The following is a 14,109-nucleotide window of genomic DNA, read 5'->3' as shown; positions in this document are numbered from 1 at the left end:
AAAAAGGGTAAACAGCCGCACATTATGACCCGTAACCATTAGGCTAACGTCTTTTGAGTGTGTTGGATATTTTTTGCGCATTTTTTAAAGGAGCGGCAATGCAACAACAGATAACCCTGTGGCTGGAAAAATTCGGACTGGAATTTAGCGGAGTCATGTCCCTGCTGATGGTGCTGGGACTGATCGTCCTGATTTCGGTAGTGATCCACCTGGTGTTGCACCGCGTGGTGTTGGCAGCAATCCAACGCCGTGGCCAACGGTCGCAGCGTGTCTGGCAGCAGGCGATCACCCAGTACAAGCTGTTCCAGCGCATGGCACTGTTGCTGCAAGGGGTGATCATTAATCTGCAGGCGGTGCTGTGGCTGCACGCCGGCAGTGAGACCCAGGCGATTATTGTCACCGCCGCTCAGGTGTGGATCATGGGCTTCGCCCTGCTGTCGCTGTTTTCCTTACTGGATACGCTGCTGGCAATGCTGCGCCAAAGCCCGATCTCCAATCAGTTGCCGCTGCGCGGTATTTTCCAGGGCCTGAAGCTGGTCGCGGCGATCCTGATCGGCATCATGATCGTTTCACTGCTGATGGGAAAATCACCCTTGCTGCTGCTCAGCGGCCTGGGGGCGATGACTGCGGTGCTGATGCTGGTCTTTAAGGACCCGATCCTCGGCCTGGTGGCCGGCATCCAGCTTTCCGCTAACGACATGCTGAGCATCGGCGACTGGCTGGAAATGCCGAAATACGGCGCCGATGGCGCGGTGACCGACATTGGCCTGACCACGGTGAAAGTGCGCAACTGGGACAATACCGTGACCACCATCCCGACTTACGCGCTGATCTCCGACTCCTTCAAAAACTGGCGATCCATGTCGGAGTCCGGTGGCCGTCGCATCAAGCGCAGTATCAATATCGACACCACCAGCGTGCATTTCCTGTCGGAGGAAGAACAACAGCGCCTGAACCGTAACCCGCTGCTGCAACGCTACCTGAACGATAAAACGCAGGAGCTGAGCCAGCATAATCAGCAGACTGGCGTAGATCTCAGTTCACCGCTCAACGGCCGCCGCCTGACCAATCTTGGCACGCTGCGCGCTTACCTGGTGGCCTATCTGCGCGCTCACCCCGGCATTCACCAGAATATGACGCTGATGGTGCGCCAGTTGGCACCGCTGCCAGAAGGTTTACCGCTGGAGATTTACGCTTTCACCAACACCACGGTATGGGCTGAATACGAGAGCATTCAGTCGGATATCTTTGACCATATCCTGGCGGTGATTAACGAATTCGATTTGCGGGTGCACCAAACGCCGACCGGTAACGACATGCGCAGCATGCTGCCCCCCCTGCGACAGGCGGCAGACATTTCCTGACGCAGGCTGACGTAACTGTTTCTGCTGGTAATTATTCTCCGCCAATTGCCAGCAGATATCTCCAGCCTCTTTTCTTGCCCACCTAAAGCGGTGTTAATACGCTCACCAAGCCACCGGAAAGAAGAGATACCATTGCTGAAACAGGTAAAACATCGGCTGTTTACCCTGCTGGCCACGCTGTTGTTCATCGGCTGTCTGCACAGCGCTTCGCTGGATGAAAGCCGCATGAGCCGTACTCTGCAACCGTCGCTTAGCGCCCTGAGCAGCAGCATGCAGGATATTCGCGAAGTGCTGGCACGCTGTGCCGGCGAGGGGAAAGAGGAAAGGCTGAACGACAGCAGCCTGCGTATCGAAGCGCGCGCCTCCGGTGACGACGAACCTGAGGAAAAGCATTAAAAAAACACCGGCTCATGGCCGGTGTTTTCATCTTCAATCCTGTTGCTGCGCCAGCGTCGCCAGCTTCTTCTGGCGGTTGACCTTGAAGTAATACCCCGCCAGCAGCACCGCCACCCACACCAGCCCGGCGTACAGCGATACGCGAGTCGTTGGGAAGTAACCAATCAGACCGATGATAAACACCAGGAAGATGATCGCCACCACCGAGGTAAACACCCCGCCGCGCAGTGGGAACGCCAGGCCTTTCACCTGCTCTTTGCTCAGACTGCGACGGAAGGCAATCTGCGAGAACAGGATCATGATCCACACCCACACGGTGGCGAAGGTCGCCAGTGAAGCAATCACCAGGAACACGTTTTCCGGCATGATGTAGTTGAGATACACCGCCAGCAACAGCGCCAGCATCATCACCACCACTGTGACCCACGGGATCCCGCGTTTGGACACCTTGCTGAACATCTTCGGCGCATGGCCCTGCTCCGCCATGCCGTGCAGCATGCGGCCAACGCCAAACACATCGCTGTTAATCGCCGACAGCGACGCGGTGATCACCACAAAGTTAAGGATGCCCGCCGCCACGGTAATGCCCATATGCTGGAAAGTCAGCACGAACGGACTGCCGTTGGTACCCACCTGATTCCACGGGTAGATTGACATAATGACAAACAGCGTACCGACGTAGAACACCAGAATACGCCACGGTACCGAGTTGATGGCCTTGGGAATGGAGGTTTTCGGATCTTTGGCTTCACCGGCAGTGATACCGATAATCTCGATACCGCCGTAGGCGAACATCACCAACTGTAGCGACAGGATCATGCCGATAAAGCCGTTGCTGAAGAAGCCGCCGTTAGACCACAGGTTATGGATGCCGGTCGGCTGCCCACCGTTGCCAATCCCCCAGATGATGATACCGATACCGGCGGCAATCATGATGATGATGGTGGCGACTTTAAAGAAGGAGAACCAAAACTCCAGCTCACCGAACACCTTCACGCTCATCAGGTTGATGGCGCCTATCACCAGCACCACGCTCAGCACCCAAATCCAGTGCGGCACCTCGGGGAACCACACGCCCATATAGATGCCGAAAGCGGTCACGTCGGCAATCGCGACGATCAGGATTTCAAAACAGTAGGTCCAACCGGTGATATATCCGGCCATCGGGCCCAGGTAGTCCTGTGCATAACGCGAGAACGAACTGGCCTGCGGGTTGTTGACCGACATCTCGCCCAGCGCACGCATGATGATAAAAGCGACGATGCCGCCGATCAGGTACGCCAGCAAAACGCTAGGGCCGGCCATTTTAATCGCGTCCGCCGAACCGTAGAACAGGCCGGTGCCGATAGCCGAACCCAAAGCCATAAAGCGAATGTGACGGGTGCTGAGACCGCGTTTTAGCTTATTGGGCGTGGGAGCGGTGGGTGACTGTTGTTGCATGAAAATAACCCGTGTTTTTTAAACGTAAAAAAGCCACGGACAAGTCCGTGGCCCAAAATTTAGCCGGGGGATTAGGAGTGCGCGGTCACTTCGGAACGCGTACAAACCCGGTCATAAATCGCGACCAGCACCAGCATCAACAGCGAAGGCGACAACCATGCCAGACCCTGTTCTGCCAGCGGCAGGTGATTGGTCCAATCCGGCAGCACTTGCTGGAAGGCGGACGCTTTCACCGCGTCAAGGATACCAAACAACAGGCTGACTAACATCACCGGCGCGATAATACGCGGCGCGCTGTTCCACCAACGCAGGGTGAAGCTCAGCACCACCAGCACGATGCACGGCGGGTAAATCGCGGTCAGCACCGGAATGGAGATTTGGATCAGATGGCTCAGGCCCAGGTTGGACACCACCATCGAGAACAGCCCCAGAATAAACACCAGCGTCTTGTAGGAGAACGGCAGATATTGGGCAAAGAACTCTGCGCAAGCGCAGGTCAGGCCAACCGCAGTCACCATACAGGCGATGAAAATCAGCGCCGCCAGGAAGAAGCTGCCCAGCCCACCGAAGGTGTTTTGCACGTAAGCATGCAGGATCACCGCGCCGTTGGTCGCGTCGGGTACCAACACGCCGCTGCCGGAGCCCAGTTTAAACAGGCTCAGATAAACCAGCGTCAGGCCCACACCGGCAATCAGCCCGGCCAGAATGGTGTAACGCGTCAGCAAACCGGCATCTTTGACGCCGCGGGAACGCGCAGCATTAACGATGACGATGCCGAATACCAGTGCGCCCAGCGTATCCATGGTCAGATAGCCGTTGACGAAGCCGGAAGAGAAAGGAACGTTCTGATAAATGTCGGTCGCCGGGATAGGCGTACCTGCCGGCCAAACCAGCGCGGCGATGCCGAGCGCGCCCAGCGCAACAATTTTCAACGGTGCCAGCACGTGACCCACGGTATCAAGCAGGCGGCCCGGATACAGCGAGATGCCGATCACCAACGCGAAGTACACCAGGCTGTAAATAAACAGCGGCATGGCGCCATCACCGGTCAGCGGTGCAATGCCCACTTCAAAGGAGACGGTCGCGGTACGCGGCGTGGCGAACAGCGGGCCTACGGCCAGATAGCAGACGGTAGCCAGCAGCAGACCGGCGCGACGGCCAATCGGCGAGCTCAGGGCGTCAATGCCGCCACCGACGCGCGCCAGGGCGATCACGGTCATCACCGGCAGACCGACGGCGGTGATCAGAAAGCCGATAGCTGCGGTCCAGACGTGTTCACCGGACTGTAAACCGACCATCGGCGGGAAAATGATATTCCCGGCGCCGACGAATAAGGCAAAGGTCATAAAACCCAATGCGATAATATCTTTTGACGTTAAACGATGACTCATACGATGTCGTGTTGCCTGTTCAAATGAAAAAAAATGCCCGATATGGAGGTAGCGTTAAGCCCCATCCGGTTGCCGGCTTGCCATTTCATCGCGAGACCAATAAGAGCAGAAAACGCATAACGTCCGGCGTTTTGTCCTTATTCGAAAGTGACCACTCATGATGATGGGCAGAGTTTTAGGAGTTATAAATGGAGGTTTAGTCCGACAACGGAGGCTAAGTTAAACGTTTATAGCGTTGAAAGGCAAGTCGCATGACAAAAAGCAGAGCTATCGACCAGATTATCTTTCGACACCAGTCGATCATAGGGGCTATCAATAAATATACAATACATGATTTGTATCATTTTTGAGCAACGCATTCACAAAACGTGAAGAAGATGCCTCATGACCGCGCGAAACCGCCAATAAACCACCAGTTTACGCGCGGTCTGAACCGATTTTTTGCCCTACCAAACCTGCTCGGCAATATTCACCACGCTTTGCAGCTTATTCCACTGCTGCTGCTCACTCAGGCTGTTGCCCTCTTCAGTCGAAGCGAAACCGCACTGGGTGCTGAGGCAAAGCTGTCGACGATCGACAAACTGCGCCGCCTCTTCAAGTCTTTGTTTCACCTGCTCGGGGTTTTCCAGTTCCCCGTTTTTGGTGGTAATCAGGCCCAGCACCACCTGCTGTTTGCCCGGCTTGATAAAACGCAGCGGCTCGAAACCACCGGAACGCTCATTGTCGTATTCCAGGAAGAAAGCGTCGATATTCACCTGACCAAACAGGATCTCCGCCACAGGTTCATAGCCGCCCTCGGAGATCCAGGTGGAGCGGAAATTACCGCGGCAAACGTGCAACCCGATGATCAGATCCTCCGGCTTGTCGGCGATCGCCGCATTCAGCACATCCGCGTAAATGCGCGCCAGAAGATCCGGATCCTCTCCACGCTCGCGGATCTGTCGCCGTTGATCGTCAGAGCACAGGTAGGCCCACACGGTGTCATCCAGTTGCAGATAGCGGCAACCGGCATCATAAAACGCCTTGATCGCCTCGCGGTAGGTCTGCGCCAGATCGTCAAAATAGGCGTTCAGATCCGGATAAACCTGGCTGTCGATGGCCTTACGCCCACCGCGAAAGTGCAGCACGCTCGGGCTTGGAATGGTCATCTTCGGCACCGCATCACCGGCGATGGCCTTCAGAAAACGAAAGTCCTCCAGCATCGGATGCTGCAGGTTGAAGCCCAATTTGCCGACCACCTTGATACTGCGCGCCCGCGTCTGTACGCCGTTAAACTGGATCCCCTGCTCCGCGTCATAACCTTCCACGCCGTCCAGCCCTTCCAAAAAGTCGAAGTGCCACCACGCTCGACGAAACTCTCCATCCGTCACGACCGCCAAACCGAGATCTTTCTGTTTTGCCACCGCCAGACGGATCTGTTGGTCTTCAACCTCCCGTAACTGAAGGGCATCAATCTCGCCCTGCAGAAACTGTTGGCGAGCGGTTTTCAGCGCCGCAGGGCGTAACAGACTGCCGACAACGTCAGCGTGAAAGGCAGAATTGCAATCGCACATAATATGACTCCCGCTAGCCGGCAAAAGCTCGGGCCTTTGCCTCAGTGATTTACAGTGTGAACTATTACGCCGGGTTATTAAATAGACTTCCAGACGTCTAGATGACTTGTAATCAGCATGCTGTCACGTCGACTGACGGGCGGCAACGGAAGAATTTTCACAGGGGATGAAAGAAATTCATGTTGGGCACCCAAGGTGCCCAGAGGCAGGCTTATTGCAGGCCCAGCGCCAGGCGGGTTTTCTGCAGAGTCTGAGGCGGCAGTGGCAGATAGCCGTCGTGATTGACCAGATTTTGCCCGGTGTCCGACAGCACGCGATCGAGAAATGCCGCCGTCAGCGGCTCCAGCGGCTGGTTGGGCGCTTTATTAATGTAAATATACAGATAGCGCGACAACGGATAGCTGCCGTTACGCACGTTGGCGTCATTTGGCGTCACATAGTTTTGGCCGGTCTCCGCTAACGGCAACAGCCGTACGCCGCTGGCGCGAAAACCGATGCTGGCATAGCCGATACTGTTCAGCGAACCGGCCACCGCCTGCACGACTGAAGCCGAGCCCGGCAGCTCATTGACGCGCGGCATAAAATCGCCGCCGCACAGCGCACGCAGTTTGAAATAGCCGTAGGTGCCGGAGGCCGAATTACGTCCAAAACGTTGCAGCGCACGCTGTTGCCAATCACCGGCCAGCCCCAGTTCCCCCCACCTCGTCAGAGGCTGGCTCTCGCCACAGCGCAGAGTCGCGGAGAAAATTCGGTCGAGCTGCTGCAGATTTAGACCGCGCAGCGGATTGTCCTGATGCACCAGCACCACCAGCGCATCGACCGCGACCGGTACCGCCAACGGCGCATAACCGTAACGATGCTCGAATGCAGAGACTTCCGCGGCCTTCATCGGGCGACTCATCGGGCCAAGCTGCGCTGCACCAGCCGCCAATGCGGTTGGCGCCGTGGAGGAACCGGCGGCCTGGATTTGCAGATTAACGTTGGGATAATGCTGGCTGAAGTCCTGCGCCCACAGCGCCATCAGGTTCGCCAGCGTATCGGAGCCGACGCTAGACAGGTTGCCGGACAGCATGCCATCCGGCTGTGCCAGCGCGCCTCGGCTTGCCAACAGCGCCAGGCAAAGCAACAGCCCTCGGGTGATTCGGATCATGCCAGCCTCTCGCGTTAATTTTTCACCGCATTCTCTGACAAAGCTGCGGGAACAATCAACCGGTTAGGCAAGGTAAAGATAAATCGGGTGCCGATGCCCTGCTCGCTAAGGATCTCCAGCCGCGCATCGTGGTGACTGAGCGCATGCTTGACGATCGCCAACCCCAGCCCACTGCCGCCGGTCTGGCGTGAACGAGCTTTGTCAACGCGGTAGAAGCGTTCGGTCAAACGGGGAATATGTTCGGCCGCGATACCCGGCCCATTATCACTGACCTGAAACTGCGCGCCGCTTGGCGTCTGCTGCCAGCTGACCTCAATATTGGTGCCTTTCGGCGTATGATTGACGGCGTTATACACCAGATTCGACACCGCACTGCGAAGTTGGTCATCGTTACCGAACACTTTCAACTGCTCATTCACCCGGAAGGTGATTTCGTGGTTGCCGCCGCTCAGCGATTGCGCCTCACGTTGTAACACCCGCAACATCAGGGGGATATCAACCCGCTCGTTCATTTCAACGTTAGGCGCCGCCTCGATGCGCGACAGCGTCAGCAGTTGCTTGACCAGTCCGTCCATGCGGCGAGTCTGCTCCTGCATGGTGCCCAACGCCTTACCGCGCAGCGAACCATCCAGCTCTTCGTCGCTCATCATTTCCAGGTAACCCTGCAATACCGTCAGCGGCGTGCGCAGCTCGTGGCTGACGTTAGCGAAGAAGTTGCGCCGAGCCCCTTCCAGTTGACGCATCTGGGTCACATCGCGGGCTACCATCAATAATTGCCCTTCGGAGTAGGGCATCACACGAAACTCGACGTAATGCTCGTTATTCAGTTGCAGCGTCAAAGGGCGGGAGAACTCCTGCTGTTGCAGATAGTGACTGAACTCCGGATAACGCAACAGGTTGAGAATGTGCTGGCCATTGTCTTCCGGCCAGCGGAAACCCAGCAAATGCTGCGCCAGCCCGTTGCACCAAAAGATATTGCCTTCGACGGTAGTCATCACTACCGCATCGGGCAGCGATTCCGCTCCGCTACGGAAGCGTTTGATCAACAGCGCCAGCTCACGGCGCCGACGACGGTTCCGTTGCTGCATCTGATACAAGCCGTAAAACAGCGGTTCCCAGCTCCAGCGGCCAGGCGGCGGCGTCATGCTGCGGTCAACCCACAGCCAGTGGGAAAGTTTGAGTTGATTGTAGAAATTCCATACCAACGCCGCCAGCACGGAGGCCAGCAGCAGCCAGGGCAGATAACCGAAAATCAGCCCCAACAGTAAGGCAGGCAGGCAGAAAAGGGCCAGCTCCAGGGCCAGCCTCTTCCAGGATAGACGTTCTAACACGGCATATTCTCCAGCGCGGCGCGATCAGTAGCGCGTTGAGAATCGGTAGCCGGTGCCCCGAACGGTTTGAACCATTTTGTCATGACCACTGGTCTCTAACGCCTTACGGAGCCGACGGATGTGCACGTCAACGGTGCGGTCTTCCACATAAACGTTAGTGCCCCAGACGTGATTAAGCAACTGCTCACGGCTATAAACACGTTCAGGATGGGTCATAAAGAAGTGCAACAGCTTGAACTCGGTCGGCCCCATATCCAGCGCTTGTTCGTTAGCCATCACGCGGTGTGAGGAAGGGTCCAGGCTCAGCCCTTGCATTTCAATCACTTCTTCCACCGCCATCGGTGAAATACGGCGCATTACCGCCTTGATGCGCGCCACCAGTTCCTTCGGTGAGAAGGGTTTGGTGATGTAATCATCCGCCCCGACTTCCAGGCCGCGCACCCGGTCTTCTTCTTCACCGCGCGCGGTCAACATCATCACCGGAATATCGCGGGTCAGCGCTTCACGTTTCATATGTTTAATAAACTGAATGCCGGATCCCCCGGGTAACATCCAGTCGAGCAACACTAAATCAGGGAACGGCTCAGACAGGCGCGTCACGGCGCTGTCATAATCCTCAGCTTCCAACGGTTGGTAACCATTCTGTTCCAACACAAAGCACACCATCTCACGGATCGGCGCTTCGTCTTCCACCACCAGTATGCGTCTTGCCATCGTCAATCCTGCCAATGTGTTAGCGATCACAGTTGATTGCGGGCGCCATTATGCGTCAGTTTTGTGACACTTTTATGAAAAAAGCGGGCTGTTATAGGCAGTAAGCATAGCGATTATTTCCAACGTCAAAGAAAAATCATTCAGTTGTCATAATGATTGCGTCACGACAGCCGCCGCAACGCCCTTTATAATCACCGCCATTACCCTATCGCCCCGGGAGTGTCATGCGCCTGATCCACACCTCTGACTGGCATCTTGGCCAGTACTTTTTCACCAAAAGCCGCGCCGCCGAGCATCAGGCCTTTCTGCGCTGGCTGATCGAACAGATCGAACAACACCAGGTGGACGCGCTGATCGTCGCCGGGGATCTGTTCGATACCGGCTCGCCGCCAAGCTACGCCCGCGAGCTGTATAACCGCTTCGTGGTGGAACTGCAGCGTACCGGCTGCCAGTTGGTGGTGTTGGGCGGCAATCACGACTCCGTGGCCACCTTAAATGAATCGCGTGAATTACTTTCCTGCCTGAATACCACCGTGATCGCCAATGCGCAGAGCGAAATCGAACAACAGGTGCTGGTGCTGAATCAACGCGACGGCCAACCGGGTGCGGTATTGTGCGCCATTCCTTTTCTGCGCCCGCGCGATCTGCTCACCAGCCGCGCCGGTGAGTCCGGGGTGCAAAAACAGCAGGCGCTGCAAGAGTCTATCGCCGACCACTATCACACCCTGTACCAGGCCGCCTGTGCGCGCCGTGATGCGCTGGGCTTGCCGCTGCCCATCGTCGCTACCGGCCATCTGACCACCGTCGGCGTCACCACGTCCGACTCGGTGCGCGACATCTATATTGGTACGCTGGACGCCTTCCCCGCACAAGCGTTCCCGCCGGCCGATTACATCGCGCTGGGGCATATTCATCGCGCGCAAAACGTCGCCAAATCTGAACATATTCGCTACAGCGGCTCCCCTATCCCGCTCAGTTTTGACGAGTTGGGCAAGGCCAAAAGCGTGTTTATGGTGGATTTCGCGGCGGGTGCCCTGCAGCAAGTCAGCGCGTTGGAGATCCCAAGCTTCCAACCAATGCAGCTCATTAAGGGAGATTTGGCGCAGATCGAGCAACAATTACGGCTGTTCGCCGATTATCAGGGTGAATTACCGGTATGGCTGGATATCGAAGTGGCGACCCAGGATTACCTTAGCGACATTCAGCGTCGCATTCAGCTGCTGGCCGATCAACTACCAGTAGAGGTCGTGCTGCTGCGCCGCAGTAAGGAGCAGCGTCGCCAGGCCATTGAACAGCAAGACAAAGAAACGCTCAACGAACTGAGCGTCACCGAGGTCTTTGAGCGGCGGCTGGCGCAGGAACCCGAGATGGCCGAAGCGCGCAAACAGCGAATGAGTCAGATGTTCCAACAGGTGGTCGAAGCCGTACGGCACCAGGATCAGGAGCCGAACCAATGAAAATCCTCAGCCTGAGATTAAAAAACCTCAATTCGCTGCAGGGGGAATGGAAGATAGACTTCACCGTCGAGCCCTTCGCCAGCAACGGATTATTTGCCATCACCGGCCCCACCGGCGCGGGTAAAACCACCCTGCTGGACGCCATCTGTCTGGCACTGTACCACCAGACGCCGCGCCTGAATGTCACGCCAAGCCAAAATGAGCTGATGACCCGCCACACCGCCGAGTCGCTGGCGGAGGTCGAGTTTGAGGTTAAAGGCGTCGGTTACCGCGCGTTCTGGAGCCAGCGCCGTGCCAAAAACTCCCCGGACGGCAACCTGCAGGCGCCGAAGGTGGAGCTGGCGCTGCGCGATGACGGCAAGATCCTGGCCGATAAAGTCCGCGACAAGCTGGATCTTACCGCCGCGATCACCGGACTGGATTTCGGTCGTTTTACCAAATCGATGATGTTGTCTCAGGGGCAGTTCGCTGCCTTCCTGAATGCCGATGCCAATGATCGGGCCGAACTGCTGGAAGAGTTGACCGGCACCGAGATTTACGGCCAGCTTTCCGAGCGCGTTTTCGAGCAGCACAAACAGGCCAAAACCGATCTGGACGCGTTGCATCAGCGCGCCAGCGGCATTGAGTTGCTGAACGAAGAACAGCGCCAACAGCTGGAAAGCCAGCTCGTGGAGCTCAGTTCGCAGGAAAATACCCTCAGCGAACAGACCCAGCGTCAGCAACGGGCGTTAAACTGGCTACAGCAATGGCAGCAGACGCAGCAGAAACAGCAGGAATACCAGCGTCAGTTGAGCGCCGTACAACAGGAGCAGGCTGAGGCAGAACCCCAGCTGCAGCAGTTGGCGCGCAGCGAGCCGGCAGAGAAACTGCGCCCACTGCTCAACGAACGCAACCGCTGCCGCAGCGATCAACAGGCGCTACAACAGCAGATTGCCCAGTTGACGCAGCAACAGGAGCAACAGCTTGCCCAGATGACCCCGTTGCAGCAGGCAGTGGAACAAGCACGTGCTCAACTGCAGGCGCATGTCGAACACCAGCAGATCCAACAACGTCTGATCGACGAGCAGATCGTCCCGCTCGACCACCAGATAACCCAGTTGCAAAAAACGCAGACAGAACTGCAACAGGCCTGCGATGCCGCCACGCAACAGTATGCTCAGCAACAAGCGGAGCTGGAACAACTCGAGGTTTTACGAGCCCGGCTCACCGCCCAGACCGGACAGCAGCAGGAGCAGCTTAACGGCCTCACTGCCGCACTGGCAGCGCAGCAACAGCAGCAAAATGCGCTGGAAGCCCAAGCCCCCCTAACAGCGCTGCGCCAACGTCAGACCGAACTGGCCGAGCTGCGTCCGGTGCGCCAGAAATTATTTACCCTCTCCTCGCTGTTTGGCCAGGTCAGCGAACGTCTGGAACAACAACGCAAGGAGTTCACGGCCCGTCAGACCCAGCTCAGCGAGCTTGAAAAGCAGCTTGAAGAAACACGCCAGCAGTACAAACAGCAAAAAGCACATCAGACGGACGTAGAGAAAGCCCTTGAGCTGGAGCAACGCATCGTCAGCCTGGAGGCGGAACGCGCTCGCCTGCAAACCGGCGAACCTTGTCCACTGTGCGGATCTTCCGAGCATCCGGCCATCGAACAGTATCAGGCGGTAAAACCCTCTGAGACAGCACTGCGTCTGGCCGATATGCGCGTCAAAACCGAGGCTTTGTACACCCAGGGCACCGAGCTGCGCACCCGCTGCGAAAGCCTGAAAGAGCAACTGCAGCGCCAGCAACATCTTATCGGCCAAGATGAACAACAGCTGGCCGCTCATCGTCAGCAATGGCAAACCCTCAGCACGCCTCTGGCGTTTGATTTTGATCTGCAGGACACCGCTCGCCTTAGCCAGTGGTTAAGCGACTGCGACAATGAGGAGCGTCAGGCTCAGGCCAGTCTGCTGCAACACGAGCAGGCAGCCCAGGCGGTACAGCAGGCTAAAGACCGGTTGGCCGCACTGCAGACACAGCAGCAACAGGCGCAGCAAGAAAAGGCACTGCTGGACGAGCGTTTCAGCCTGCTGGAAAAAAGCCACGCCGAGGCCCAATCGCAGCAGCAACGCCTGCAGCAACAGCGTCAAGAAGCAGAGCAAGCTCTGGGCGAACAACGTACGCAGCGGCTGGCGCTGTTTGGCGAACAGCAAATCGTGCAGGTGCGTGAACAGCTGCGTGCCCGGCAGACGGCCTGCGAACAGGCTATACAACTGGCCGCAGAGCACTGGCAGAAGGCGCAGGAACAACGCGATCGTCTTGGCGGGCAACTCACCGGGTTGCAGCAACAGCTGTTGCACCTGGCCGAACGGCTGCAACAGGCGGAGCAAGATTGGCTGCAAGCGTTGTCCACCAGCGAATTCGACGACGAAGCGGCCTTCAACGCTGCCCTGTTGAATGACGATCAGCGCCAACAATTGCAACGGCGCAAAGAGCAGCTGCAGCAACGGCAGGTTGAAGCCAGCGCCCTGCTGACCCAGGCCGTAGCCAATCTGGAACAGCAACGCCAACAGCGTCCGGAAGGGCTGGATGAAAGCCAGGCCGATCCCCAAACCCTGGGCCAGGATCTGGCCGCGCTGGCGCAGCAGCTCAAAACTCTGCAGCTCCGACAGGGTGAAGTGCGCAACCAGTTGGAAAGTGATGCCGCGCGCCGTCTCAATCAGCAGTCGCTGTTTGAGCAAATCAGCCAAAGTCAGCAACAATACGACGACTGGAGCTACCTCAATCAGCTCATCGGCTCCAAAGAGGGGGATAAATTCCGTAAGTTTGCCCAAGGACTGACGCTCGATCATCTGGTGTACCTGGCCAATAACCAGTTGGGCCGGTTGCACGGCCGCTATCTGCTGCAGCGCAAAACCAGTGATGCACTGGAATTGCAGGTGGTGGACACCTGGCAGGCGGACGCACTGCGCGACACTCGAACCCTGTCCGGCGGTGAAAGCTTCCTGGTGAGCCTTGCGCTGGCGCTGGCGCTGTCCGATCTGGTCAGCCACAAGACCAGTATCGATTCGTTGTTCCTTGACGAGGGCTTCGGTACGCTGGATGCGGAAACTCTGGACACCGCGCTGGACGCACTGGACAGCCTGAACGCCTCCGGCAAAACCATCGGCGTGATCAGCCACGTTGAAGCCATGAAAGATCGTATTCCAGTGCAGATTAAGGTGAAAAAGGTGAACGGCCTGGGTATCAGCCGGCTGGAGCCGCAGTTCCGGCTGGAATAACGTGACTCTGAGCTCGGAAATGTGACCGTGGCGTCACTCCCCGGTCAAAAACATTGAGCCGCCGC

The 14,109-nt window shown here is 57.2% G+C and carries 10 protein-coding genes; 4 read left to right on the top strand and 6 right to left on the bottom strand.

What is annotated here, in order from left to right; translation table 11 throughout:
• The first annotated feature begins 98 nt into the window (after positions 1–98).
• Both M495_RS04470 and M495_RS04465 read left to right on the top strand, forming a co-directional pair.
• On the top strand, positions 99–1,364 hold the full coding sequence (locus M495_RS04470) for a mechanosensitive ion channel family protein (protein WP_020825456.1): 1,266 nt from the start codon (positions 99–101) through the stop codon (positions 1,362–1,364).
• Positions 1,365–1,496: 132 nt separating this feature from the next.
• On the top strand, positions 1,497–1,760 hold the full coding sequence (locus tag M495_RS04465) for a hypothetical protein (RefSeq protein WP_020825455.1): 264 nt from the start codon (positions 1,497–1,499) through the stop codon (positions 1,758–1,760).
• 33 nt (positions 1,761–1,793) lie between these two features.
• On the opposite strand, the gene proY is transcribed toward M495_RS04465, so the two are convergent.
• From proY to phoB, 6 genes are all read right to left on the bottom strand, one after another.
• Entirely contained in the window at positions 1,794–3,200 is a 1,407-nt protein-coding gene (proY, locus tag M495_RS04460; RefSeq protein ID WP_020825454.1) for a proline-specific permease ProY, read from the bottom strand.
• Between the two features lie 71 nt (positions 3,201–3,271).
• Entirely contained in the window at positions 3,272–4,591 is a 1,320-nt protein-coding gene (gene brnQ / locus M495_RS04455) for a branched-chain amino acid transport system II carrier protein (protein ID WP_020825453.1), read from the bottom strand.
• Between the two features lie 446 nt (positions 4,592–5,037).
• Positions 5,038–6,144, bottom strand: coding sequence for a cobalamin-independent methionine synthase II family protein (locus tag M495_RS04450; protein ID WP_020825452.1), 1,107 nt, complete (start codon positions 6,142–6,144; stop codon positions 5,038–5,040).
• Positions 6,145–6,355: 211 nt separating this feature from the next.
• Positions 6,356–7,294: a PstS family phosphate ABC transporter substrate-binding protein gene (locus M495_RS04445; protein ID WP_020825451.1), complete on the bottom strand. Its 939-nt coding sequence runs from the start codon at positions 7,292–7,294 to the stop codon at positions 6,356–6,358.
• A gap of 14 nt (positions 7,295–7,308) precedes the next feature.
• Entirely contained in the window at positions 7,309–8,625 is a 1,317-nt protein-coding gene (gene phoR, locus M495_RS04440; protein WP_020825450.1) for a phosphate regulon sensor histidine kinase PhoR, read from the bottom strand.
• A gap of 24 nt (positions 8,626–8,649) precedes the next feature.
• On the bottom strand, positions 8,650–9,339 hold the full coding sequence (gene phoB, locus M495_RS04435) for a phosphate response regulator transcription factor PhoB (protein WP_020825449.1): 690 nt from the start codon (positions 9,337–9,339) through the stop codon (positions 8,650–8,652).
• Between the two features lie 224 nt (positions 9,340–9,563).
• Here phoB and sbcD point away from each other — a divergent pair, with 224 nt between their 5' ends.
• Together sbcD and sbcC are read left to right on the top strand one after the other, a co-directional pair.
• Positions 9,564–10,796 (top strand): exonuclease subunit SbcD, encoded by a 1,233-nt coding sequence (gene sbcD / locus M495_RS04430; RefSeq protein WP_020825448.1) that lies wholly within the window; start codon positions 9,564–9,566, stop codon positions 10,794–10,796.
• On the top strand, positions 10,793–14,044 hold the full coding sequence (gene sbcC / locus M495_RS04425) for an exonuclease subunit SbcC (RefSeq protein WP_020825447.1): 3,252 nt from the start codon (positions 10,793–10,795) through the stop codon (positions 14,042–14,044). The genes sbcD and sbcC overlap by 4 nt, the downstream gene beginning before the upstream one ends.
• The last annotated feature ends 65 nt before the right edge of the window (positions 14,045–14,109 follow it).

Source organism: Serratia liquefaciens ATCC 27592 (assembly GCF_000422085.1).
Classification (GTDB): Bacteria; Pseudomonadota; Gammaproteobacteria; order Enterobacterales; family Enterobacteriaceae; genus Serratia; species Serratia liquefaciens.
This window is presented reverse-complemented; position numbering and strand designations above follow the sequence as displayed.